Origin of the sequence: Pseudomonas sp. Y24-6 (assembly GCF_020295325.1) — a bacterium.
Classification (GTDB): domain Bacteria; phylum Pseudomonadota; class Gammaproteobacteria; order Pseudomonadales; family Pseudomonadaceae; genus Aquipseudomonas; species Aquipseudomonas gregormendelii.
Map to the genome: position 1 here is coordinate 111989 of NZ_JACBXG010000002.1, position 24735 is coordinate 136723.

General features: G+C 60.9%; 24 protein-coding genes. 9 read left to right on the forward strand and 15 right to left on the reverse strand.

Annotation, left to right across the window (positions count from 1 at the left end):
- Positions 1-44: 44 nt before the first annotated feature.
- The gene (lgt, locus tag HYI44_RS04205; RefSeq protein ID WP_045059780.1) at positions 45-851 is read right to left on the reverse strand and encodes a prolipoprotein diacylglyceryl transferase; all 807 of its coding nucleotides are present in this window, start codon (positions 849-851) and stop codon (positions 45-47) included.
- A gap of 83 nt (positions 852-934) precedes the next feature.
- Positions 935-1717, reverse strand: a complete 783-nt coding sequence (locus HYI44_RS04210; protein WP_045059779.1) for a sulfite exporter TauE/SafE family protein — start codon at positions 1715-1717, stop codon at positions 935-937.
- A gap of 133 nt (positions 1718-1850) precedes the next feature.
- On the opposite strand from HYI44_RS04210, the gene HYI44_RS04215 reads away from it, so the two are divergent.
- Positions 1851-2597 carry an NRDE family protein gene (locus HYI44_RS04215; RefSeq protein ID WP_122841107.1) on the forward strand — a complete coding sequence of 249 codons (747 nt, stop codon included), beginning with the start codon at positions 1851-1853 and terminating at the stop codon, positions 2595-2597.
- A gap of 130 nt (positions 2598-2727) precedes the next feature.
- Here the strand turns inward: HYI44_RS04215 and ptsP are convergent, their stop codons facing one another.
- Positions 2728-5007 carry a phosphoenolpyruvate--protein phosphotransferase gene (gene ptsP / locus HYI44_RS04220; protein WP_045059777.1) on the reverse strand — a complete coding sequence of 760 codons (2280 nt, stop codon included), beginning with the start codon at positions 5005-5007 and terminating at the stop codon, positions 2728-2730.
- 22 nt (positions 5008-5029) lie between these two features.
- Complete coding sequence (locus HYI44_RS04225) at positions 5030-5509, reverse strand: RNA pyrophosphohydrolase (RefSeq protein WP_007945562.1); 480 nt, start codon at positions 5507-5509, stop codon at positions 5030-5032.
- Between the two features lie 143 nt (positions 5510-5652).
- Between HYI44_RS04225 and HYI44_RS04230 the strand changes: the two genes are divergently transcribed.
- Positions 5653-6309: an HAD family hydrolase gene (locus HYI44_RS04230; protein ID WP_225568853.1), complete on the forward strand. Its 657-nt coding sequence runs from the start codon at positions 5653-5655 to the stop codon at positions 6307-6309.
- A gap of 51 nt (positions 6310-6360) precedes the next feature.
- Here HYI44_RS04230 and HYI44_RS04235 read toward each other — a convergent pair whose 3' ends face one another.
- The gene (locus HYI44_RS04235) at positions 6361-6786 is read right to left on the reverse strand and encodes a DUF2269 domain-containing protein (protein ID WP_045059775.1); all 426 of its coding nucleotides are present in this window, start codon (positions 6784-6786) and stop codon (positions 6361-6363) included.
- A gap of 39 nt (positions 6787-6825) precedes the next feature.
- Complete coding sequence (ilvA, locus tag HYI44_RS04240; protein WP_122841104.1) at positions 6826-8340, reverse strand: threonine ammonia-lyase, biosynthetic; 1515 nt, start codon at positions 8338-8340, stop codon at positions 6826-6828.
- Between the two features lie 198 nt (positions 8341-8538).
- Between ilvA and rpiA the strand changes: the two genes are divergently transcribed.
- Positions 8539-9213, forward strand: coding sequence for a ribose-5-phosphate isomerase RpiA (gene rpiA / locus HYI44_RS04245; protein ID WP_045059773.1), 675 nt, complete (start codon positions 8539-8541; stop codon positions 9211-9213).
- 125 nt (positions 9214-9338) lie between these two features.
- Here rpiA and HYI44_RS04250 read toward each other — a convergent pair whose 3' ends face one another.
- From HYI44_RS04250 to HYI44_RS04265, 4 genes are all read right to left on the reverse strand, one after another.
- The gene (locus tag HYI44_RS04250; RefSeq protein WP_122841102.1) at positions 9339-10256 is read right to left on the reverse strand and encodes an SdiA-regulated domain-containing protein; all 918 of its coding nucleotides are present in this window, start codon (positions 10254-10256) and stop codon (positions 9339-9341) included.
- 118 nt (positions 10257-10374) lie between these two features.
- On the reverse strand, positions 10375-11304 hold the full coding sequence (locus HYI44_RS04255) for an SdiA-regulated domain-containing protein (RefSeq protein ID WP_122841101.1): 930 nt from the start codon (positions 11302-11304) through the stop codon (positions 10375-10377).
- Positions 11305-11510: 206 nt separating this feature from the next.
- Positions 11511-12176 (reverse strand): fumarylacetoacetate hydrolase family protein, encoded by a 666-nt coding sequence (locus HYI44_RS04260; RefSeq protein ID WP_225568854.1) that lies wholly within the window; start codon positions 12174-12176, stop codon positions 11511-11513.
- Positions 12177-12213: 37 nt separating this feature from the next.
- Positions 12214-13608: an FAD-binding oxidoreductase gene (locus HYI44_RS04265; protein WP_122841099.1), complete on the reverse strand. Its 1395-nt coding sequence runs from the start codon at positions 13606-13608 to the stop codon at positions 12214-12216.
- Between the two features lie 202 nt (positions 13609-13810).
- On the opposite strand from HYI44_RS04265, the gene serA reads away from it, so the two are divergent.
- On the forward strand, positions 13811-15040 hold the full coding sequence (gene serA, locus HYI44_RS04270; protein ID WP_122841096.1) for a phosphoglycerate dehydrogenase: 1230 nt from the start codon (positions 13811-13813) through the stop codon (positions 15038-15040).
- A 62-nt stretch (positions 15041-15102) separates the two neighbouring features.
- Here serA and HYI44_RS04275 read toward each other — a convergent pair whose 3' ends face one another.
- Positions 15103-15528: a DUF4399 domain-containing protein gene (locus HYI44_RS04275; RefSeq protein WP_045059767.1), complete on the reverse strand. Its 426-nt coding sequence runs from the start codon at positions 15526-15528 to the stop codon at positions 15103-15105.
- A 134-nt stretch (positions 15529-15662) separates the two neighbouring features.
- Here HYI44_RS04275 and HYI44_RS04280 point away from each other — a divergent pair, with 134 nt between their 5' ends.
- Positions 15663-16250 carry a transporter substrate-binding domain-containing protein gene (locus HYI44_RS04280; RefSeq protein ID WP_225568855.1) on the forward strand — a complete coding sequence of 196 codons (588 nt, stop codon included), beginning with the start codon at positions 15663-15665 and terminating at the stop codon, positions 16248-16250.
- A gap of 128 nt (positions 16251-16378) precedes the next feature.
- On the opposite strand, the gene HYI44_RS04285 is transcribed toward HYI44_RS04280, so the two are convergent.
- Positions 16379-16864 (reverse strand): DUF523 domain-containing protein, encoded by a 486-nt coding sequence (locus HYI44_RS04285; protein ID WP_225568856.1) that lies wholly within the window; start codon positions 16862-16864, stop codon positions 16379-16381.
- 2 nt (positions 16865-16866) lie between these two features.
- A complete protein-coding gene (locus tag HYI44_RS04290; RefSeq protein WP_045059764.1) occupies positions 16867-17499 on the reverse strand; it encodes a 2OG-Fe(II) oxygenase in 633 nt (210 codons plus the stop codon).
- Positions 17500-17608: 109 nt separating this feature from the next.
- On the opposite strand from HYI44_RS04290, the gene HYI44_RS04295 reads away from it, so the two are divergent.
- Positions 17609-18355 carry a DUF2059 domain-containing protein gene (locus HYI44_RS04295; RefSeq protein WP_122841092.1) on the forward strand — a complete coding sequence of 249 codons (747 nt, stop codon included), beginning with the start codon at positions 17609-17611 and terminating at the stop codon, positions 18353-18355.
- A gap of 43 nt (positions 18356-18398) precedes the next feature.
- Here the strand turns inward: HYI44_RS04295 and HYI44_RS04300 are convergent, their stop codons facing one another.
- A complete protein-coding gene (locus HYI44_RS04300) occupies positions 18399-19346 on the reverse strand; it encodes an alpha/beta hydrolase (protein ID WP_122841090.1) in 948 nt (315 codons plus the stop codon).
- A gap of 98 nt (positions 19347-19444) precedes the next feature.
- On the opposite strand from HYI44_RS04300, the gene HYI44_RS04305 reads away from it, so the two are divergent.
- Together HYI44_RS04305 and HYI44_RS04310 are read left to right on the forward strand one after the other, a co-directional pair.
- On the forward strand, positions 19445-20026 hold the full coding sequence (locus tag HYI44_RS04305) for a DUF6436 domain-containing protein (protein WP_045059761.1): 582 nt from the start codon (positions 19445-19447) through the stop codon (positions 20024-20026).
- Positions 20027-20139: 113 nt separating this feature from the next.
- On the forward strand, positions 20140-22545 hold the full coding sequence (locus HYI44_RS04310) for a penicillin acylase family protein (protein ID WP_225568857.1): 2406 nt from the start codon (positions 20140-20142) through the stop codon (positions 22543-22545).
- A 144-nt stretch (positions 22546-22689) separates the two neighbouring features.
- Here HYI44_RS04310 and HYI44_RS04315 read toward each other — a convergent pair whose 3' ends face one another.
- Positions 22690-23655, reverse strand: a complete 966-nt coding sequence (locus HYI44_RS04315; RefSeq protein ID WP_122841283.1) for a GlxA family transcriptional regulator — start codon at positions 23653-23655, stop codon at positions 22690-22692.
- 282 nt (positions 23656-23937) lie between these two features.
- Between HYI44_RS04315 and HYI44_RS04320 the strand changes: the two genes are divergently transcribed.
- The gene (locus tag HYI44_RS04320) at positions 23938-24579 is read left to right on the forward strand and encodes an HD domain-containing protein (RefSeq protein WP_122841282.1); all 642 of its coding nucleotides are present in this window, start codon (positions 23938-23940) and stop codon (positions 24577-24579) included.
- The last annotated feature ends 156 nt before the right edge of the window (positions 24580-24735 follow it).

Genomic DNA, 24735 nt, shown 5'->3' on the forward strand with positions numbered 1-24735 from the left:
TACCTGTGTCCTTGAACCCGGGGCCCGAGCCCCGGGTTCGAATTTTATACTGCCGCTGCCGGAGTAGCCGGGGCGCGGTGATACGCCAGCCAGATCAGGAACAACCCGCCAACGATCATCGGTACGCACAGCACCTGACCCATGGTCAGCCAGTTCCAGGCCAGATAGCCCAGTTGCGCGTCCGGTACGCGGACGAATTCAACGATGAAGCGGAAGATGCCGTAGAACAGCGCGAACATCCCCGATACCGCCATGGTCGGCCGTGGCTTGCGGGAAAAGATCCACAGGATCGCAAACAGCGCCACGCCTTCCAGTGCGAACTGGTACAGCTGCGACGGGTGACGCGCCAGTTGCGCAGGATCGGTCGGGAACACCATAGCCCACGGCACGTCCGTTGCCTTGCCCCACAGTTCGGCGTTGATGAAGTTGCCGATACGGCCGGCACCCAGGCCGATTGGCACCATCGGCGCGATGAAATCCATCAGCTGGAAAAACGACTTGTTGTTCTTCTTGCCGAACCACAATGCCGCCAGCATCACGCCAATAAAGCCGCCGTGGAACGACATGCCGCCCTTCCACACTTCGAAAATCAGCGTCGGGTTGGCCAGATAGGCATTCAGATCGTAGAACAGCACATAGCCCAGGCGGCCGCCGACGATCACGCCCATCGACATCCAGAACACCATGTCGGAGAGCTTCTCCTTGGTCCAGGTCGGGTCGAAGCGGTTCAGCCGGCGGGACGCCAGCCACCATGCGCCGCCGATGCCGATCAGGTACATCAGGCCGTACCAGTGGATTTTCAGCGGACCGATGGCCAAGGCCACCGGGTCGATCTGCGGGTAAGGCAGCATTGCGACTCCTCGTTAGAGTTGAAACTTTCTAAATTCCCGGGCGACGCTGTCACGCCAGGATTAAGCCAGTATTGCGGAGCGCGTCAAAGCAGGAAGCTGAGCCCGACGCAGAACAGCAAAGCGGCAAACAGTCTTTTCAGCAACTTCGGCGACAATCGGTGAGCCAGCCGCGCGCCCACCCGGGCGAAGAACATGCTGGTCAGGGCAATGCCCAGAAGCGCCGGTAAATAAATAAAACCGAGACTATGGGCCGGCAACAACGGATCGTGCCAGCCCAGAATCATGAAACTTAAAGCACTGGCCAGCGCAATCGGCAGGCCGCACGCCGATGACGTGGCCACCGCCTGCTGCATTGGCACGCTGCGCCAGGTCAGGAACGGCACGGTCAGCGAGCCACCGCCGATCCCGAAAATCGCCGACGCCCAACCGATCACGCTGCCGGCCAGGGTCAGACCGACTTTGCCGGGCACCGTTCGGCTGGCCTTGGGCTTGACGTCCAGAGCCAGCTGCACAGCGATGACCAGCGCAAATACGCCAATAATCTTCTGCAGGTTCGGCCCGGAGATCGCTTCGGCCGTCAGCGCACCAAAGCCGGCGCCCATCAGGATACCCACGGTCATCCACGCGAAGATCGGCCAACGCACGGCCCCGCGGCGATGATGCTCGCGAACCGCATTGACCGAGGTGAAAATGATCGTCGCCAGGGATGTACCCACCGCCAGGTGAGTCAGGATCGACGCATCGAAACCCTGCAAAGTGAAACTGAACACCAGTACCGGGACGATAATGATGCCGCCCCCCACCCCGAACAGCCCGGCCAGTACGCCCGCACAGGCGCCCAGCGCCAGATAGAGCAGAATTTCCATGGCCATATCCCTAGCATCGTGAAATCAGGAGCGGCATGGTAACGGATGCGGGGGCCAAGGCTCCACTGTGCAAGGCGATGGATCGACGGACGATGACTGCGTACAGTGGGAAAAAAACGCATGGGACCCTCTTATGTGCCTGATTGTTTTTGCCTGGCGACCCGGGCATGCCCAGCCGCTGATCGTGGCGGCCAACCGCGACGAGTTCTACGCCCGTCCCAGCCTGCCCCTTGCGCAGTGGTCGCAAGCGCCGCAGGTATATGCCGGTCGCGACCTGGAAGCCGGCGGCACCTGGCTCGGTATCGGCGCCAATGGCCGCTTCGCCGCGCTGACCAATATTCGCGACCCCCATCAGCCACCAGCGCGCAAATCCCGGGGTGAGCTGGTAGCGCGGTTCCTCTGTGGCGACATGCCAATTGATGATTATTTAACCGACGTTGTCGGACGTTCGGTTGAATATGCCGGGTTTAACCTGTTGGTGGGCAACAATCATGAGATGTGGCACTTCAACGCCCGGGAGTCGGAGGCGGTGATGCTGCAGCCGGGTGTCTATGGTTTATCCAATGCCGGTCTCGACACGCCCTGGCCCAAGTTGCTCAAGGCCCGCTCGGCACTGGAAAGAGCGCTGGACGATCCACAGCCTGATGTTCTGCTCGCGCTCCTCAACGACCCGCAGACAGCCGACTTTGCCGAGCTGCCGGATACCGGCGTGGGGCTGGCAACCGAGGCGTTGCTGTCGAGTGTGTTCATTGCCAGCCCGACTTACGGAACGCGGGCGAGTACGGCGCTGATTGTGCAGGCGGATGGCACGCGGTATATGGTCGAACGGAGCTTCGGGCCGTATGGCGGGCATCTGGGGGAAGTGGAAATCAGGGTTTGATTTTTTCTTGCCTGGGCCGGCCTCATCGCGGGCAAGCCCGCTCCCACAGGGTTGCGCGGTGTGACACAGATTGCGGTCACACCAGAGACTCTAAGGGAGAGAGCCTGCTCGCGATCAGGCCATCAGCTATTTAGAGAACCTTGGCAGTCGCCGGATTATTGATCCGGGCCAACCCAAGGTTCTTCAGCGCCAACTGCAACGAGCTGTGGATAACTTGCGGGTTGTCGATGGTCATCAGCTCCGCCAGCAACTCCTTGGCCTTGCTCAGATTGATCTGGCGCAGCATCCATTTCACCTTGGGCAGGTTGGTGGCGTTCATCGACAGGCTGTCGAAACCCATCGCCATCAACAACACCGCCGCCGCAGGATCACCGGCCATCTCGCCGCAGATACTCACCGGCTTACCCTCGGCATGGGCATCACGCACTACGTTCTGCAGCGCCTGAAGCACTGCCGGGTGCAGGTAATCGTAGAGATCGGCCACCCGCGGGTTGTTGCGATCCACCGCCAGCAGGTACTGGGTCAAGTCATTCGAACCGACCGACAGGAAATCGACTTGCCGCGCCAGCTCCTTGGTCTGGTACACCGCCGCCGGAATCTCGATCATCACGCCAATCGGGGGCATCGGTACGTCCGTGCCCTCGTCGCGCACTTCACCCCAGGCCCGGTGGATCAGGTGCAGGGCTTCTTCGAGCTCGTGGGTGCCGGAGATCATCGGCAACAGGATTCGCAGGTTGTTCAGGCCCTCACTGGCCTTGAGCATGGCCCGGGTCTGCACCAGAAAGATTTCCGGGTGGTCGAGGGTGACGCGAATGCCGCGCCATCCCAGGAACGGGTTGTCTTCCTTGATGGGGAAATACGACAGCGACTTGTCACCGCCGATATCCAGACTGCGCATGGTGACCGGCTGCGGGTGGAACGCGGCGAGCTGCTCGCGATAGATCGCCAGTTGCTCCTTTTCGCTCGGGAAGCGCTGGTTGATCATGAACGGCACTTCGGTTCGGTACAAGCCAACGCCCTCGGCGCCACGCTTCTGCGCCCGCGCCACATCCGCCAGCAGGCCGGTGTTGACCCACAGCGGCATGCGGTGGCCGTCGAGTGTCACGCATGGCAGGTCTCGCAAAGAGTCGAGGCCCAGGGCCAGTTGCTTCTCTTCTTCCACCACCTCGGCGAATTGCTTGCGCAGCACGTCACTGGGGTTGGTGTAGACCTCGCCACGATTGCCGTCGACGATCAGCTCGATGCCGTCAACCTTGGCGTATGGCAGGTCAACCAGGCCCATAACCGTCGGGATACCCATGGCCCGGGCCAGAATCGCAACGTGGGAGTTACCCGAGCCGAGCACCGAGACCAGGCCAACCAGCGTGCCTTCCGGAACCTCGCCGAGCATCGCCGGCGTCAGTTCTTCGCTGACCAGAATGGTTTTTTCCGGGTAGACCAGGTTTTGCTGACGCTCCTCCTGCAAGTAAGCCAGCAGGCGTCGGCCGAGGTCCTTGACGTCCGATGCGCGCTCACGCAGGTAGGCGTCGTCCATCAGTTCGAAGCGGTTGACGTGATCGGTGACGACCTGGCGCAACGCGCCTTGGGCCCACTGCCCGGTCTTGATCACGGTGGTGACTTCGTTGCCCAGCGCGGCATCGTCGAGCATCATCAGATAGACGTCGAACAACGCGCGCTCTTCCGGGCGCAGTTGGGTCGCAAGCTTGGCCGACAAGGCACGCATGTCGGCACGCACACCTTCGATGGCAGTCTTGAACAGCCCAAGTTCGGCATCGATGTCGGTAATGGTCTTGTCCGGCACCACATCCAGATCCGCCGGCGGCAGCATGACCACCGCCGTACCGACCGCCGCGCCCGGCGAACCGGGAACGCCGACGAACTTCGCCTCCTGGATGCCCTTGCCCTGGCGCCCCAGCCCGCGGATCGAGCCGGTGGCCTCGGCGTGGGCAATAACGCCAGCGAGCTGCGCGCTCATGGTCACGAGGAAGGCTTCTTCACCTTCATCGAACTGGCGGCGTTCTTTCTGTTGAATGACCAGCACGCCGACGACGCGGCGGTGGTGAATGATCGGCGCCCCGAGGAAGGAGGCGTAGCGCTCTTCCCCCGTCTCGGCGAAGTAACGGTAGCGCGGGTGATCCGCAGCGTTTTCGAGGTTCAGGGGTTCTTCACGCGTACCGACCAGGCCCACCAGACCTTCGTTCGGCGCCATGCTGACCTTGCCGATCGAGCGCTTGTTGAGGCCTTCGGTGGCCATCAGGACGAAGCGGTTGGTCTCGGGGTCGAGCAGGTAGACCGAGCAAACCTGGCTGCCCATGGCCTCTTTGACGCGCAACACAATAATCCCCAACGCCGCCTTGAGATCCTTGGCGGAGTTAACTTCCTGGACGATCTTGCGCAGCGTATTGAGCATGGCTCGGGGTCGAACTCCGTCGTCAGTCGCGCGTTAAAAGGCGCGGGGCAAGCTCTTTGAGAGCGCGTCGATACACCTCGCGCTTGAATGTCACCACCTGGCCCAACGGATACCAATAGCTGACCCAGCGCCAGCCATCGAACTCCGGTTTACCGGTCAAATCCATCCGCACCCGCTGCTCGTTGGAGATCAGGCGCAGGAGAAACCATTTCTGTTTCTGGCCGATGCACAGCGGTTGGCTGTGGGTCCTGACCAGACGTTGCGGCAAACGATAGCGCAACCAGCCCCGGGTACAGGCGAGAATTTCAACATCTTCGCGTTCCAGGCCCACTTCTTCGTTCAACTCGCGGTACAAGGCGTCTTCCGGCGTCTCCTGGGGATTGATTCCACCCTGGGGAAACTGCCAGGCATCTTGATTGATACGGCGAGCCCATAGCACCTGTCCGGCATCATTCGTGAGAATGATCCCGACATTGGGGCGGAAACCATCGGGGTCGATCACGGCAACAACCTCGCAAACGCATGTCGTCGCATTGTTCCACAAAGGTTGTGAAGGCAGCAACGAGCCGGCCTACCTTATGTGCACTCTTGTGAAAAGTCCGTATTCTGGACGCCTTTCTACAGACTTTTCAGCGAGTAACTGCAATGCGGCTGGCTTTATTCGACTTGGACAACACACTTCTGGGCGGCGACAGCGACCACGCCTGGGGCGATTACCTGTGCGAACGCGGGTTCCTCGACGCGGTTGCCTACAAGACACGCAACGACGAGTTCTATCAGGATTACCTGGCCGGCAAGCTCGATAACGCCGCCTACCTGAACTTTTGCCTGGAGGTCCTGGGCCGCACCGAAATGGCCACGCTGGCGCAGTGGCACCAGGACTACATGCGCGACTGCATTGAGCCGATCGTGTTACCCAAGGCTATCGAGCTGCTGGCCAAGCACCGTGACGCGGGTGACAAGCTGGTGATCATCACCGCGACCAACCGTTTCGTAACCGGACCGATTGCCGAGCGCCTGGGCGTTGAAACCCTGATTGCTACCGAGTGCGAAATGCTCGACGGCCGTTACACCGGGCGCAGCACCGACGTACCGTGCTTCCGCGAAGGCAAGGTCACCCGATTGAATCGCTGGCTGCAAGAGACCGGGCATTCGTTGGACGACAGCTATTTCTATAGCGATTCGATGAATGATTTGCCGCTGCTGGAGCAGGTGGCGAATCCGGTGGCGGTTGATCCGGACCCTAACTTGCGGGCTGAGGCCGAGAACCGCGGTTGGCCGGTGATCACCCTGCGCGACTGAAGATCAAAAGATCGTCCGAAGGCTCGGGCCGCGTTCGGACGATCTTTCGGGCTAAACCGGCTTCGCGCCCATTAACCCCGCAATCGCGACCAGGCAAACAAAACTGAACAGCGCCAGGGCAAAAGTAAATCTGCCATTACCCCCCGGCGCCTTGCGCAATTTGTTCAGCCGCACCAGCAGCCAGAACCACCCCAACGCCGCCAAGGTATAAAGCACACTGGAGGCCAGCAGCCAGGTCTGTCCCAAGGGCCAGCCCACCAGGTGCACCATCCACCAGCCGGTGAATGGCATGCTCAGCAGGGCCAGGCCCATCAGCAGCCAGACAAACACCCGTGGCCTCTGCAAGGTGCGGCTGCCCGCCGTGGCGTCGCCACCGCGCCGCGTTTGCCACACCCAGATCCCCAGGCCCAGCGCACAACCCAGCAATATCGCGGTCGCCGCAGTGTGGGCCATTTTCAGGGCGGTTAACGTGTCCATTGTTCGATTTCCTTATGGCTTGCCCAACAGCGTAGTCGCTCAGCCCAGAAACAGCAGATAGGCCGGGTTGTCGCTTTCGTCCCAATACGGGTAGCCGATTTCTTCCAGCGCCGCAGGCACCAGGTGACGCTCGTCATGCGGTACCTGCAGCCCCGCGACGACTCGGCCGTCGGCAGCGCCGTGGTTGCGATAATGGAACATCGATATGTTCCAGCGCCCGCCCAGCTTGTTGAGGAAGTTGAACAGCGCACCCGGGCGCTCCGGGAATTCAAACCGCAGAATCACTTCATCGACCACATGCGCGGCACGACCGCCCACCATGTGACGGATGTGCAACTTGGCCAGTTCGTTGTCGGTCAGGTCGAGCACCGGAAAGCCCTGCTCGCCCAGGCTGGCAATCAGCGCGCTGCGCGGATCGGTGTCCGGATGCGTTTGCACCCCGACAAAAATGTGCGCTTCGCTGCCGGTGTTGTAGCGGTAGTTGAATTCGGTGATCTGGCGCTTGCCGATGGCTTCGCAGAACGCCTTGAAGCTGCCAGGCTTCTCGGGAATGGTCACGGCGATGATGGCTTCGCGACCCTCGCCCAGCTCGGCTCGCTCGGCGACGTGGCGCAGGCGGTCGAAGTTGACGTTGGCGCCGGAGTCGATGGCCACGAAGGTATGGCCGGTGACACCATGCTGTTCGACGTACTTTTTGATCCCGGCCACGCCCAGCGCGCCGGCGGGCTCGGTGATGGAGCGGGTGTCGTCGTAAATGTCCTTGATTGCCGCACAGATTTCGTCAGTGCTGACGGTGATGACTTCATCGACATAGTCTTTGCAGATGTCGAATGTGTGCTGGCCGATCTGCGCCACCGCCACACCGTCGGCGAAAATGCCCACGGTCGGCAAGACCACGCGTTCACCGGCAGCCATGGCTGCTTGCAGGCAGTTGGAATCGTCCGGTTCGACGCCGATGACCTTGATTTCAGGTCGAAGGTATTTAACGTATGCCGCAATACCGGCGATCAGCCCGCCACCGCCCACCGGAACGAAAATAGCATCCAGGCGGCCCGGGTGCTGGCGCAGGATCTCCATGGCCACCGTGCCCTGCCCGGCGATGGTATGAGGATCGTCATAGGGATGAATGTAGACGTAGCCTTTTTCGTCGACCAGTTTCAGCGAGTAGGCCAGGGCTTCCGGGAATGAATCCCCGTGCAACACGACTTTGCCGCCACGCGAGCGTACGCCTTCGACCTTGATTTCCGGGGTGGTCTTGGGCATCACGATGGTCGCTTTCACGCCCAGTACCTTGGCCGCCAGGGCCAGCCCTTGGGCATGGTTGCCGGCAGAAGCGGTGACGACACCGCGCGCCCGCTCTTCCTCGCTCAGTTGGGTGAGCTTGTTGTAGGCGCCGCGGATCTTGAACGAGAACACCGGTTGCAAGTCTTCGCGCTTGAGCCAAATGCTGTTGCCCAGCCGCTCGGAGAGCTGGCGAGCAGTCTGCAGTGGGGTTTCTACGGCAACGTCATAAACGCGCGAGGTGAGGATCTTCTTGACGTACTGTTCGAGCATCGGAAAGCATCACTGAGCGGGTTGGGCAGGACCAACGAGTCTAACCCGGCTTCGCGCCACACGACCACACCCCAATCCAAACCTGTGGGAGCAAGCTTTGCCCCTACCGGGATATCCCCCAGGTTTGAGCATGACCTTCCCTGCCCCGCAGCCTATAATGCCGGCCTTCAGCCCCCTCTTCGGCACTTCGGAGCCCGCATGACCCAGGATCAACTCAAACAGGCAGTGGCCCAGGCCGCCGTCGACTTCATCCTCCCGAAACTCGATGACAAGAGCATCGTCGGGGTCGGCACCGGCTCCACCGCCAATTGCTTTATCGACGCCCTGGCGCAACACAAAGGCGCGTTTGATGGCGCCGTCGCCAGCTCCGAAGCCACTGCCGCGCGCCTCAAGGGCCACGGGATTCCGGTGTACGAACTCAATACCGTCAGCGATCTGGAGTTCTACGTCGACGGCGCCGATGAAAGCGACGAGCACCTGAACCTGATCAAGGGCGGTGGCGCCGCCCTGACTCGCGAGAAGATCGTGGCGGCCGTGGCCAAGACGTTCATCTGCATTGCCGACGCCAGCAAGCTGGTGCCGGTCCTGGGCGAGTTCCCGCTGCCAGTGGAAGTGATCCCGATGGCCCGCAGCCACGTGGCCCGCGAACTGGTCAAGCTGGGCGGCGACCCGGTCTACCGAGAAGGTGTGCTGACCGACAATGGCAACATCATCCTCGACGTGTACAACATGCAGATCACCAACCCGGTGCAGCTGGAGACGCAGATCAATGCGATCGTCGGCGTGGTGACCAATGGTTTGTTTGCTGCACGCCCCGCGGACTTGCTGTTGCTGGGCACAAGCGAAGGCGTGAAAACCCTGCGCGCAGAGTAACCAGAAACACCGATAAACCTGTGGGGGCGGGCTTGCCCGCGATGAGGCCATTACAATCAACATTCTGTTGAGTGACCGGCCGCCATCGCGAGCAAGCCCGCTCCCATAATGTTGTGGGGTGCTGGTTAGTTTTGTGCGGGCTTCCTGAACACGTAGAACAGGTTCGGCTCGCTCACCAGGTACATGGTGCCTTCGTCATCCATGGCGATCCCCTCCGCCTGCGGCACGGTCTTTTGCAGGCCCTGGCGTCCCTTGCTCAGCGACATGGTACTGAGCGGGCGCCCGTCCACGTCCAGCTCCAGAATCAACCGCGACTCGTCCGACAGCGCCAGCAGATGGCCGCTGCGTTCGTCGTACTGCAGGCTGGACAGGTCTCGCACGAACATCCCGGCATCGCGCTTGGGGTTATTGACCACATGTACCGCGTAGGACTTTTCCGGATTGTAGTGCGGAAAACCCTGCACTTCGTAAATCAGCATCGGGTCGCGCTCCTTGGCAACAAACAGGCGCTTGCCCACCGAGTCGTACGCCAGGCCCTCAAAGCCCTTGTTACCGGCCATATGCACGCCAAGGGTCATCTGCTCGGCGTCCGCCGCGTCGAGGAAGGTGGTGTCTTTCTCCAGATGAATCTTGATCAATCGCTGCTCGCGCTCGTCAGTGATCACGTAGGTGTCGGCGCTGATGTACTCCACCGCTTCCGGATCGCCAAAGCCCACCAGCGAAATGCGCCGGATAATCTGGCCATCCAGGGACAGCTCGATCAATTCGGAATTCTTGTTGGTGACCGTGAACAGGCTTTTGCGCACTGGATCGAATGTCAGGGCCGACACGTCGTCATCCAGGCCATCGATCACCCGCGCCTCGACCGTGACCTGATAACGATCAAGACCAATGGAAAGTGCGCTCTCGGCCTGCCACAGCGCATGCAGGTTGAACCAGCCGCGCTCGAACAGGCGCAGGTATTGGCCCATGGCGATCAACGCCAGCAGTGCGACCATCGCGAAGATCAGGATCAGGGGTTTGGGACGGGCAAATCGACGCATTCTGGTGGGCTCGGATTCAGGACAGGCGGATGAAATATCACGTCTGTCTGAACTCAAGCTTAATGGCCACTTGCCCTATCCTACAACTGCACAGGCGTAATCCTGCACAGCAGCGTCATCATTCGTGCTTTTCGAAGCGGTAAAACAAGTTCGGCTCGCTCACCATGTACAGGTTGCCAGCGTCATCCATGGTCACGCCTTCGGCGCGGGGGATGGTGCTCTTCAACCCGTTGAAGCCCCCCAGCAGGGTCATGAAGCTGACCTGCTCGCCTTTCTCGTCCAGCTCCAGCAGCAGGTGGGAATCGGCTGACAGCACCAGGGTATGGCCGGTGCGTGGGTCGATGGCCAGGGCAGACAGATTACGCAGGTCCAGTTCGTCACTGTCGAGCTTCTGCTTGTCGCCCGCCAGCGAGACGCCGTCGCTGCTTTTCCAGGTAAACAGCGCCGGTGGACGCTCTTCACCCAACAACATCTGCTGATTGCGCGAGTCCCAGACAATGGCTTCGAACGCCTTGTTCTGATCTTTCGAAGGGCCAAGATCGTACTTGGGGAAGTCGCCGATGTTCAGCTCCCGGGTATCGGCATCGACCTTGACGATGGACAGCAGGTGCTCGCGCTCGTCGACGATGGCCATCAGGCCATTGCCCATCACCGTCAGGCCTTCCGGATTGCTCCAGCCGACCAGGGGCATCTTGCGCAGCACGTCGCCCTGCAAGGACAGTTCGACGAGAAAGGGGTTCTTGCCCATAACCGAGAACAGGGTTTTGGTCTGAGGGTTGTACGCCAGGTCGGACGCTTCGTCCTTCTCCATGCCTGGCAGCAATTTGGCGTCGATGACTGCGGTGTAATTCGGCAGCCAGATACTTTCCTGGCGCTCGGCAGGGCTTTCGAAACGTTCCTGCAACCAGAGCGCACCGCGGTCATCCCAATGCATGGCAATGGCCAGGCCATAGGTTATGGCGGCAACCAGCAATAGCCAGTAATACCAGCGCATGAAAAAGCGCGGGCGGCGGGCAGGTTTGAGCGTGGGCAGCGGTGGGTTGGCCATTAACGGATGGATTCCGGATAGTCATGAATGGGAGTCATGGGAGCAATCCCGGTCGGGATGCAATTCCTGTGGGAGCAAATTCCTGTGGGAGCAAAGCGTGCTCGCGATGAGGCCTTTGAATTCAACATTGAAGTTGAATGGTAGACCGCTATCGCGAGCACGCTTTGCTCCCACAGGCAGCTTTGCTCCCACGGGAGGCTGTGCTGTCAGCGGACGCTGGTGGTAAAGCTGCTGGCGCCTGGCAATTCGATGACCAGTTCGTCGCCCACATTCAGCGGGCCAACGCCCACTGGCGTGCCGGTCAGGATCACGTCACCGGCCTGCAGCGAGAAGCATCCGGCCATGTGCTGGATCATCGGCACAATAGGGTTGAGCATGGCGCTGCTGTTGCCGTCCTGGCGAACTTCACCATTGATGGTCAGGCGAATGCCGATGTCGGCCAGGTCGGCGAAGGTGCTGCCGGACACGAACGGCGCAATCACCGCCGCGCCGTCGAACGACTTGGCGATTTCCCAGGGCAGGCCCTTGGATTTCAGTTCAGCCTGCTTGTCGCGCAGCGTCAGGTCCAGGGCCGGTGCGAAACCGGAGATCGCATCCAGCACTTCTTCCCGGCTTGGCTTGGTCGACAGCGGCTTGCCGATCAACACGGCAATTTCTGCTTCGTAATGCACCGAACCGCGCTCGGTCGGAATGCTGAAGCCGCCTTCGAGCGGCACGACGCAACTGCCCGGTTTGATGAACAGCAGCGGTTCGGTAGGCACCGGGTTGTCCAGTTCCTTGGCGTGTTCGGCGTAGTTACGACCGATGCAGACCATTTTGCCCAGTGGAAAGTGGATACGCGTACCGTCGACATACTGGTGCTGATAGCTCATTGACCGGCTCCTGGTTCTTAGCGCTTAAGTTCGAAAGTCAAACAGCAAAAATCTTGCCCGGGTTCATGATGCCGTTCGGGTCGAACACTGCCTTGACGGCTTTCATGTACTCGATCTCAACCTCTGAACGGCTATAGGTCAAGTAGTCACGTTTGGTCATGCCCACGCCGTGTTCGGCGGAAATCGAACCGTTGTACTTCTCGACGGTTTCGAACACCCACTTGTTGACCGTGGCGCACTTGGCGAAGAACTCGTCCTTGCTCAGGTTATCCGGCTTGAGGATGTTCAAGTGCAGGTTGCCGTCGCCGATGTGACCAAACCAGACGATTTCGAAATCCGGATAGTGTTGGCCGACGATCGCGTCGATTTCCTTGAGGAACGCCGGCACTTTCGACACGGTGACCGAAATGTCGTTCTTGTACGGAGTCCAGTGGGAGATGGTCTCGGAGATGTATTCGCGCAGCTTCCAGAGGTTCTGCAACTGGGTTTCACTCTGGCTCATCACACCGTCCAGCACCCAGCCCTGCTCGACGCAGTGTTCGAAGGTTTCCAGGGCGTGGTTGGCCACTTCTTCAGTGGTCGCTTCAAATTCCAGCAGCGCGTAAAACGGGCAATCGGTTTCGAAAGGCGCCGGAACATCACCGCGCGCCATGACTTTGGCCAGGGCCTTGTCGGAGAAAAATTCAAAGGCCGTCAGGTCGAGTTTGCCCTGGAAAGCGTGCAGTACCGGCATGATCGAATCGAAATCGGCGGTACCGAGCACCATGGCAGTCAGGTTTTTCGGCGCGCGATCCAGGCGCATGGTCGCTTCGACCACAAAACCCAGGGTCCCTTCGGCGCCGATGAACAGCTGACGCATGTCGTAGCCCGTGGCGTTCTTGATCAGGTCGCGGTTCAACTCAAGCAGGTCACCCTTGCCGGTGACGACCTTCATGCCGGCGACCCAGTTGCGGGTCATCCCGTAGCGAATCACTTTGATTCCGCCGGCATTGGTGCCGATATTGCCGCCAATCTGGCTGGAGCCGGCCGAGGCGAAATCTACCGGGTAGTACAGGCCCTTTTCTTCGGCGACATTCTGCAGGTGCTCGGTGACCACGCCCGGCTGGCACACGGCGGTGCGATCGGTGAGGTTTACCTCGAGAATCTGGTTCATGTAGTCGAACGACACCACCACTTCGCCGTTGGCTGCCACGGCGGCGGCGGAAAGCCCGGTACGACCGCCGGATGGCACCAGCGCCACCTTGCGTTCGTTGGCCCAACGGACAATGGCCTGAACCTGCTCGGTGGTCTTGGGAAACACGATCGCGGTGGGCGCCGGGGCGAAATGCTTGGTCCAATCCTTGCCATAAGCATTGAGGGAGTCGGCATCGGTCAGCACCTTGCCAGGCTCAACCAGGGTCTTCAGCTCATCAATCAGGGCAGGATTGGTCATCGACAGAACTCTCGAACAATTCATGGTCATCCTGAGAACGCTTCACGTCGCAGGAATGAGTGTTTAGCGGGGCGCCTATGCTAGCATACCGACCCCGCAGCATAGTGCCCAAAGGCGATTCTGCGGCGACGGCGTTCCTGCCGTCCGGGGTCAGCGTCTGCTGACTTCCTGCCATTTTTCTCCGGGATACAGGTTTACGCAGATGAGCAAGACTTCTCTCGATAAGAGCAAGATCAAGTTCCTTCTTCTCGAAGGCGTCCACCAATCGGCTGTCGACGTCCTCAAGGCGGCGGGCTACACCAGCATCGAGTACCTCACTGGTTCTCTGCCGGAAGCCCAACTGAAGGAAAAGATCGCTGATGCGCACTTCATCGGCATTCGCTCCCGCACGCAACTGACCGAAGAGATCTTCGATCACGCGAAGAAGCTCGTCGCTGTCGGTTGCTTCTGCATCGGCACCAACCAGGTCGACCTGAACGCGGCTCGCGAACGCGGGATCGCAGTATTCAACGCACCGTACTCCAACACTCGCTCCGTAGCCGAGCTGGTGCTGGCCGAAGCGATTCTGTTGTTGCGTGGCATCCCCGAGAAAAACGCTTCCTGCCATCGTGGCGGCTGGATCAAGAGCGCGGCCAATTCCTTCGAAATCCGCGGCAAGAAGCTGGGCATCGTCGGTTACGGCTCGATCGGTACCCAACTGTCGGTACTGGCTGAAGGCCTCGGCATGCAAGTGTACTTCTATGACACCGTGACCAAGCTGCCACTGGGTAACGCGACCCAGGTCGGCAACCTGCACGACCTGCTGGGCATGTCCGACATCGTCACCCTGCATGTCCCGGAAACCGCTGCGACCCAGTGGATGATCGGCGAGAAGGAAATCCGCGCCATCAAAAAGGGCGGCATCCTGATCAACGCTGCGCGCGGCACCGTGGTCGAGCTGGACGCCCTGGCGGACGCGATCAAGGACAAACACCTGATCGGCGCAGCCATCGACGTGTTCCCGGTAGAACCGCGCTCCAACGACGAAGAGTTCGAAAGCCCGCTGCGTGGCCTGGACAACGTGATCCTGACCCCGCACATCGGTGGTTCCACCGCCGAGGCGCAGGCCAACATCGGCCTGGAAGTGGCCGAGAAGCTGGTCAAGTACAGCGACAACGGTACTTCGGTATCGTCGGTGAACTTCCCGGAAGTGGCCCTGCCGGCTCACCCTGGCAAGCACCGCCTGCTGCACATCCACGAGAACATTCCGGGCGTGATGAGCGAGATCAACAAGGTCTTCGCCGAAAACGGCATCAACATTTCCGGTCAGTTCCTGCAGACCAACGAGAAAGTCGGCTACGTCGTGATCGACGTCGACGCCGACTACTCGGAGATCGCCCAGGAGAAGCTGCAGCACATCAACGGCACCATTCGTTGCCGCGTACTGTTCTGACAGCGATGTTGAGCGACAAAAAAGGGAGCCTTCGGGGCTCCCTTTTTTCTGCCTGCGAAAAGTTACTCCACAGTCACGGTGATCTTTTTCGACACGATCGGCGGATCGAACGGAATGTGCCCGCTGTCACCCAGCTCAAGCTGCAAGGTGTGCTTGCCTGGCGGCAGCTTGATGGTCGCTTCGGTCTGCGCCTTGCCGAAATGCATGTGGTTGGCGTCCGTCGGAATCGGCTGACCGGCGGCTGGGAGCTCTTTGACATCGATCAGCAGGTGGTGGTGACCGGTGTGTTTGGTCGTATCGCCAGCCGGGGCCAGGGAAATGTCCTTGACGCCAAACTTGACCTTGAATTCCTGTGGCACCTTGGCGCCGTCTTCGGGCGACACGATGAACGCTTCTGCTCCCTTGGGAGCCGGAGTGGCTGCCGTTGCCAGCATCGAAGCCCCCATCAACAGGCCAGCCAATGCTGCTCGTGACATAAAGGTTTTCATTCTCTTCTCCAGTTTTTACGTAAAATCTGCGCAGTCATGACAACTTCATGACCATTTGTTGTCGAAGGCACTCGACAACCATAGCAAAGCGAGCCGATCCAGAGCCTCGCAATAATGAATTCAAAGGAGTGACCATGCGTTTTTTGCCTGGCCTGATCTGCCTGCTACCCCTTTTGAGCCCACTGGCTCATGCCGAGTTGATTGACGACATCAACGACCGTGGCGAACTACGCATCGCTCTTGAGGCTAATACACCACCCTTCAATTTCAAGGACGACGGCAAGCTCGCCGGCTTTGAAGTCGAACTGGGCCAGCTGCTGGCCCAAGAGCTGGACGTGCGGGCCGACTTCGTCGTTGCCAATGCCAGTGAGCTGTTGCCTGGGGTTGAAAGCGGCAAATACGATGTCGCCATCAACCACATAGCACTGACCCCGGATCTGAAGGATCGTTTCGACTTCACCGAACCTTACAGCTATGCCAAGGCAGATCTGATCGCGCAGAAAGAACCGGAGCCGCGCTCGATGCTGCTGGTACAGACCCTGGCGCAGGACAAACCCAAGGCGGCTGCGCCGGTGCGCCTGGCCATCCCGTTCCAGAAGGGCAACCCGGCGTTTCATGCCAGCCTGGAGAATGCGCTGGGGCGGATCAAGGCGGACGGACGCCTGCAGGCACTGTCGCAGAAGTGGTTTGGTGCGGATACGAGTGTGGCGCCGAAGCCCTGAGCCGAGGCAGATGGATAACCCAGGGGGCGCGAGCTGCTCGCGATGAGGCCGGCATATCCAGCTAAGGTGTTGAGGGACAGGCCGCCATCGCGAGCAGGCTCGCTCCCACAGCAGATGTGTTCGGGCGGTTAGTCTTGTGTGGTCAAAGCACGGGCCGCTTCCGGCAGTTGCAGCTCGCTGAAGACTTGCACCCCGTAGCGTCGCAGCAATGCCGCAGTGACGCCCTCACCGCTGACCTTCACACCGCTGAACGTCCCGTCGTAAGTCAACAGATTCCCGCACGACGGGCTGTTGGCCTTCAGCACCGCAATCCGGATGCCGTGCTTTTGCACCAGTTCCAGGGCCTGATACGCCCCCGACAGGAACTCGGCGCTGACATCCGCACCATCAGTGGTGATGACCGCCGCCCGCCCATCCAGCACTTCACCGCCCTGCCCGCCGGGGATTTCCGCGGCAGCCCGGGGAGTCGGCAAGCCGCCGGCCACCTCGGGGCACAAAGGCACGACCCGACCCTCATCGACCCATTGCTGCAACTGATCGAAAGGCCCACTGGCACCGCCGTCGTAGCGAACGCGGTGACCCAGCAGGCAGCGGCTTACCAGAATTTTCTGCATGGTCAGAAGGGCTCGTTGCCGCGTCGCCGGAACCAGCCGGTCAACGACAGGCGATTTCGGCTGGCGGGCAGGACTTCGTGGGGCACTTCGCCGGACAGGAAGACCACCAGGCAGCCGCCGGTTGGCACGACGTCATGCTGCACGCCTTCGTCCAGGTACATGCGCAACTGGCCACCGTGCTCGGGTAGCCAGGCATCATTCAGGTAGACCACCGCCGACACCATGCGCCGGTCGTCGTCGCGAAAGCGATCGACGTGCTTGAGGTAAAAAGCGCCTGGCGGGTACAACGCGAAATGGCTTTCGAAATCCTCCAGGCCGAGGAACAGGCCCCGATTCATCGCCTCGCGCAGGCTGTCCATCAGCTGTAGATAACTGTCACACGCCAGCGCCTGGCCGGGCTCGATCCACTGAATGCGGTCACCACGAATGCCCTCGCGAATCTCCGAAGTGGGCCCGCGACCCACGGCGGCAGGCGCCAATTCACCTTCGGCTGAACGTTTATGGCACTCAGCAGCCAGTTCCCGGGTCAGACCCAGAGGCAGGAAAATATTCTGCTGCGACCAGCCATGTGTGGCCAGGTCGTCGACGATACGTAACAGCAGCGGATGATCAGAGGGTATTTGCATGGCGCGCATAGTATTCCTGTGCCTGCAAATCCGACAGAGCCGTGCAGCGGCTTGATACGAATTCTCGACAAGTCCGAATGCCACACGGAGAATAGTCGCCTGCTGACAGGAGTCCCTAATGCGTCGTTTGCTTTTCTCACTGTTGATGTTCTGCGTTTTACCCGCCTGGGCAGACGACCACGACCAGTTGTACAAGGTCGCCGGTTGGCCGGAACAACGCGCGCATTTTAACGATGCCTTGTCGGCGGCACAGCAGCGTTACCAGAACAGCCTGCCACCGGCAGTGTTCCAGGCATTGGTGAACAACAGCAATCAGCGTTTTGCGCCTCAAGCGGTCGATCAGCGGGCGGAAGCGCAGCTGCGCAAGACCCTGGCCGATCCCAAGCCGGCATTGGCCTTTTTCCAGTCACCGCTGGGCAAGAAAATCGTCGCGGCGGAGTTGCTGGCAACCCGCCGCGATCAGCTGGCGAAGAATGCCAAGGGCTTGCCGAAAATCGAGGCCAGTGACACGCGCCTGCTGATCATCGGACATCTGGCCCAGGCCCTGCCTGCGCGCGAAGCGGGCGCCGAGGTCAGCCTGGCGATTGCCGGCGTCGCGGCGGACAGTCTGAGCTCCATGATCCCCGGCCTGCTGGGCGGCGGCCAGGCTCAGGGCATGCTGAATGGTCAGCGCCAGCGCCTGATGGACCAGATCGGCAGCGACCTGAACAACACCTTGCTGTACGTCTATCGCGACCTGTCGGATACCGAGCTGGAAGAGTTCGCGACCTTTGCCGAATCGACTGAAGGCAAGGCTTATTACCAGGCGGCGCTGGCGGCTATTCGGGCGGGGTTGGCGGTGGGGCAGACTAACCTTGGCCAATAATTTTCAGTGCCTGGCATGACGCCATCGCGGGCCTTCACTGCCACTACAAATTCCGCCCCTTGATCCGCTTGGTCAAGAACCCGAAATACTCCGCCCGCAAAGCCAGCGTTTCATTCGCCAGATGATGCCGCGCCTCAGGCAGCATCAACACCTGCGGCCGGTCGAATTTGGCCCGCAACACCCCAAGGTTATGCTGCCAGTCCACCGTCATGTCCGCCTGCCCCTGCACGATCAGCGGCCGACGCAAGCTGTGCGGTGCTGCCTCGATGCGCTTGACCCAACGGGCGAGCGCGCCTACCCAGGCGGTGGGCAGGCGCAGCGGTTGTAGCGGGTCTGCTTGCAGGAAGGGCAGGAAGTCCGGATCGTTGGAGTTTTCGCTGAAGCGCCGGGCGATACCTTTGACGAAGGGCCTGAGCAGGTGATAACTCAATTGTGACCAACCCCACGCCCGTGGTCGAACCAGTGGCGACAGCAAAATCACCTGGCCCTGGGCTGGGCTTTGCGCGCCCGCGTTGAGCACATGATCAATCACAATCGCACCCCCGGTGCTTTGCCCGCACAAGTGCCACGGCTGCGGCAGATCAATCGACTTCGCTTCGGCGAACAAGCCCTGCAGCGTGTCCTGGTACTCGCTGAAATCCCGAATGCTCGCCCGCTCGCCACTGGACAGGCCATGCCCCGGCAGGTCGCAGGCAATGACGGCGAAGCCCTGATCCAGCGCCCAGTCGATCACGTGCCGATACAACCCGGTGTGATCGTAGAAACCGTGAAACAGGAACAACGTCGCTTTCGCCCGCGCCGGCCACCAGAACTGACTGACCAGCTGATAACCACCCGCCTCGAATCGGCCCAGGCCAGTGCGCAGTTCGCGCCCGGGAAAATCCAGGCCATAAAAGTGCCGATACGCCCGCGCTTGCTCCGACAATGGCTGGGCATCGGCCAATGGCCGCAGGCTGGCGCGCAAGTGATCGGGGGCGAAAGTGGCAGACATGAGCAATTTCCAGCGAGTGAAACGGACTTTATCGGCCTGCGATATTCATCTGTCCCGGCAAGCATGGCAAGCTAACCGACCTCCAAGGAAAGCATTCCATGCGCCCGGCCTACCGCACCACACTGCTCGCCAGCCTGCTCACCCTCGTGTGCGCCGTCGTACTGTGGGCGGCATACGACTGGTTTCAAGGTCGCTACCTGCGCGCATTCAGCGAACATACGGCAGTATTCTCCGGCGACCCCTTGCGTCTGCCGGACGACCTTGCAGGCCCCGGGGCCATTCGCCTGGTGCACTTCTGGGACCCTGCGTGCCCCTGCAATGTCGGCAACCAGCAGCATCTCAGTGAGCTTGTCGAGCGTTATGTTCCACAGGGCATCGAGTTCTACTCGGTGCAAAAACCCGGTAGCCACGGTCAGTTACCGAGCACCCTGGGCGGGCTGAAAAACATCAACGTGTTGCCTGGCTCCGAGCAGATCCCCGCCAGCCCCGCCGTGGCGATATGGGATCGAACCGGCAAACTGGCCTATTTTGGCCCCTACAGCGAAGGCCTGACGTGCAATTCCAGTAACAGCTTCATCGAACCGATCCTGCAGGCGCTGAACGAAGGGCGTGAGGTGAGCGCCACTCACACACTGGCGGTGGGGTGTTACTGCCCCTGGCCTGTGGCGGCAACGAAGTAGGGAAGATCCGGCAATACGAATCCCTCCTAAGGGCGATGGGCCGTCGCGGCAGGTCGTGTTAAACAGTGTCGCCAGGGAATTGCTGTCACTCATAACAAGAACAAGGAATCACCATGAAACGCCTCCTGACCGTTCTCGTCCTGCTGGTTGTGCTGCTCGTCGCCGGCGCTGGCTGGTACGTCTATAGCAAACAGCCGACGCGCACGGGCATGGTTGAACTGCAACACCTGCAGGGTCCGGTCACGGTGCGCTACGACGAACGCGGCGTCCCGCATATCCGCGCCGAAAACGAACCCGACCTGTACCGCGCGCTGGGCTATGTGCACGCCCAGGACCGGCTGTTCCAGATGGAAGTCCTGCGTCGCCTCGCCCGAGGTGAACTGGCCGAAGTGCTGGGGCCCAAACTGCTCGATACCGACAAGCTGATGCGTAGCCTGCGCATCCGGGAGCGCGCTGAGACCTACTTCGCCAGCCTGGATCAACAGTCGCCGGCGTTTATCGCCATGCAGGCGTATCTGGACGGCATCAATCAGTACCAGGACAGCCATGCGCGACCGGTGGAGTTCGACGTGCTGGGCATCCCCAAGCGCCCGTTTACCGCACAGGACACCATCAGCATCGCCGGCTACATGGCCTACAGTTTCGCCGCAGCGTTTCGTACCGAGCCCCTGCTGACCTACGTGCGTGATCAACTCGGCGCGAACTACCTCAATGTGTTCGATCTCGACTGGCAGCCCAAAGGCGTGCTGGCCAGTCAGCAGGGTGGCGCTGCCAGGCCCCTTGCCAGTGTCGACTGGAAGGACCTCAACGCCCTCGCCCGACTGAGTGAACAGGCCCTGGCGGAGCACGGCCTGCCGCAGTTCGAAGGCAGCAACGCCTGGGTCGTCGCCGGCAGCCGCACCAAGAGCGGCAAGCCGCTGCTGGCGGGTGACCCGCACATTCGCTTCTCGGCGCCGTCGGTATGGTATGAGGCGCAGCTCTCGGCACCCGGCTTTGACCTTTACGGTCACTATCAGGCGCTGATGCCGTTTGCGTCACTCGGCCTGAATCACGATTTCGGCTGGAGCATCACCATGTTCCAGAACGATGACCTGGACCTGATCGCGGAGAAGGTCAATCCGGACAATCCCAACCAGGTCTGGTATCGCGGCAAGTGGGTGGACATGACCTCCAGCGAGCAGCAGATCGCGGTTAAGGGTCAGGCCCCAGTGACCCTGGTACTGCGCCAGTCGCCCCATGGGCCGATCGTCAACGATGCGCTGGGCGCGAACGTGGGCAAGACCCCGATCGCCATGTGGTGGGGCTTCCTCGAAAGCCCCAATCCGATTCTCGAAGGCTTCTACCAGCTCAACCGCGCCGACACCCTGGCCAAGGCGCGCAGTGCCGCAGCCAAGGTCCAGGCGCCCGGCCTGAACATCGTCTGGGCCAATGCCAAGGGCGACATCGGCTGGTGGGCGGCAGCGCAGCTACCCAAGCGTCCCGCAGGGGTGCGGGGTGGCTTTATTCTCGATGGCAGCACTGCCGAGGCGGAGAAGGACGGCTTCTACCCGTTCAGCGCCAACCCTCAGGAAGAAAATCCGTCGCGGGGCTACATCGTGTCGGCCAACTTCCAGCCGGTATCGCCAACCGGCATGGACATCCCCGGGTACTACAACCTGGCGGATCGTGGCCAGCAGCTCAATCGCCAGCTCGGCGACAAAGCCGTCAAGTGGGACCTGGAAGCCAGCCAGAAGCTGCAACTGGGCACCACCACCGGCTACGGGCCACGCTTGCTCGCCCCATTGTTGCCGGTGTTACGCGAAGTGGTGAGCGATCCTGCCGAACTGCGGCTGGTGGAGCAACTGGCCCGGTGGCAAGGTGATTACCCGCTGGACTCCACCAGTGCCACGCTGTTCAACCAGTTCCTGTTCAACCTGACTGACGCAACCATGCATGACGAGCTGGGCGATGGGTTTTTCGAAACCCTGCTGTCGACCCGGGTGATCGATGCAGCACTGCCGCGCCTGGCCGCCAGCGCGGATTCACCGTGGTGGGACAACCGCGACACCCTCGTCAGGGAAACCCGCGCCGACACGGTCAAGGTGGCATGGCAAGCGAGCCTGGCGCACCTTCGGAACACGCTTGGCGCAGACTTCGCGCAGTGGCAGTGGGGCAAGGCGCATACCCTGACCCATGGTCATCCGGTAGGGCAGCAAAAACCGCTGGACCAGGTCTTCAACGTCGGGCCCTTCGCAGCGCCGGGCACTCATGAAGTCCCCAACAACCTGTCGGCGAAGATCGGCCCGGCGCCCTGGCCTGTCACCTATGGCCCGTCGACCCGGCGCCTGATCGACTTCGCCGACCCGGCCCACAGCCTGACCGTCAACCCGGTCGGTCAGAGCGGCGTGCCCTTTAACAGCCACTATGAAGACCAGGCCGAGGCGTATATCGAAGGGGTTTATTTCCAGGCTTACCTCAATGAGGAGGAAGTGGCGGCGAATACGCGCAGTACTTTGAAGTTGGTGCCAGTGGCTCAGTAGATTTGTGTTGGCTAGGCTGACGCCTTCGCGGGCAAGCCCGCTCCCACAGGATTTGCGCCGTACACATAATTCGTAATCGGCGCGACCATTGTGGGAGCGGGCTTGCCCGCGATGGGGCGCGCATGGACACCCCAGACCTCTGCCTCACACCACCACCGCAAAATTCAGCCTGAACTGCTGGGGCGTCACCCCCAGCCGCCGGTTGAACACACTGCGCATGTGCTGTGCATCGCGAAAACCACACTGATACGCCACTGTCTTCAGTGGTGCACGGGTGCTCTCCAGCAACACCCGCGCCGCATCCAACCTCGCTCTTTCGACGAACTCCGCCGGGGTGATCTTCGCTTCCCGGGCGAACACCCGGGAAAAATTACGGGTGCTCATGTTTGCGGCGTTGGCCAGGTCGGCGATGGTCAGGTCCCCGGTGAGGTTGGCCAGCACATGGAGCTGCACCAGCGCCACCGCCGAGGTCGGTTCGGCATGGGGCGTGAGGAATGGACTGAACTGCGACTGCCCGCCCGAGCGCTGGGTGAACACCACCAGGCGCTTCGCCACGCTCAAGGCGACTTCCGGGCCGTGATCCTGGGCCAGCAGGAACAGCGACAGATCAATCCCTGCAGTCACTCCCGCCGAGGTGTACAGCGCACCATCCTGCACGTACAGCCGGTCGGCTTCGACACGCGTACCAGGACATAAAGCGGCCAGCGCCGCCGCATCGCCCCAGTGGGTGGTCACCGTTTTGCCTTCCAGCAGCCCGGCTCGGGCAAGCATGAATGCGCCATTGCAGATCGAGCCGAACCGTTGCGCCCGAGCGCTGGCGTCGCGCAGCCAGGCATCAAAAGTCGCGCCGAAATTCATGTACGGCAACTGCGGGCCGCCGGCCACCAGAAGCAGGTCATAGTCCTCCAGCGCTTCGCAGTAATGCCGATGGGCATTGACTGCCAAACCGTTGGAACAGGCCATCACCCCATGCTCGACACCAATGACTTCCAGGCGATAGTGGTCGGCCCGTGCCAGGAAACGATTGGCCTCGGAAAACACATCCATGGGCCCGGTGACGTCCAGGGACTGAACGCCGGCAAAGACCACGATGGCAACGGTTTTACTCATGACAGACTTGCCCCCATTCAATGCCCCCTGCAGGAGTGAGCTCGCTCGCAATGGACTCAATGGCGCCATTTCGTCCAGCCAGCCCTCTTCATCGTTCACCTCCATCGCGAGCAAGCTCGCGCCTACAGGAACTTAGCCAATCGCGGCGCAACAAGCGAGGCTGGCGCGATATGCATGTTCATTGGCAAGGATCGCAGCCATGGCTTGATTGTCCGCTGTGTGGTGCAGGAACAGACTTGTTCCATCAGCGCCACCAAGGCGTTCCCCACGAGGAAAGCACCCATGAGCAGCCACATCGCCGGCATCCAGATCCCCGACAGCGCCCTGGCCAGGGCCACCACCGAATACATTCGCGACGTCGAGTCAGACCTGCTTTATCACCACTCTCGCCGGGTGTTCCTGTTCGGCGCTCTTAGCGGCGAACGCCAGCAGTTGGCCTACGACCCGGAACTACTCTACGTCGGCGCGATGTTTCATGACCTGGGCCTGGTGGAAAGCCACCGCTCTGCCGATGAGCGTTTCGAGGTCGACAGCGCGAACGCCGCCAAAGCCTTCCTCAAGCCCTATGGCTTAAGCGATGACGACATCGAACAGGTGTGGTTATCGATTGCCTTGCACACCACGCCGGGAGTGCCGCAACACCTTCGCCCCAACGTGGCCCTGGTAACAGCCGGGGTCGAGATGGATGTACTGGGCATCGATTACGCGGCGTTTTCCACCGTGCAGCGCGAAGCGGTGGTGCATGCGCATCCACGGGGTGAAGGGTTCAAGGAGTGCATCCTGTGTGCCTTTGCCAACGGCTTCAAGGACAAGCCAGGCACCACCTTCGGCACGGTGAATGCGGATGTGCTGGTGGACAGTGAGCCAGGTTTCAAGCCGATGAACTTCGTCGAGATCATCCGCAAGTCCCCGTGGATTTCCTGACCGCTGAAAAACCTGTGGAAGACTTCATGCTGCGGGGCTGCCGCACCTGGACTCCGCACCCAGCGAACAGCCCTTGCCGGCGTGAGCCTGCTCGCGATTGCGGACTGACATTCAACATCTTCGTTGAACGTTAAACCTTCATCGCGAGCAGGCTCG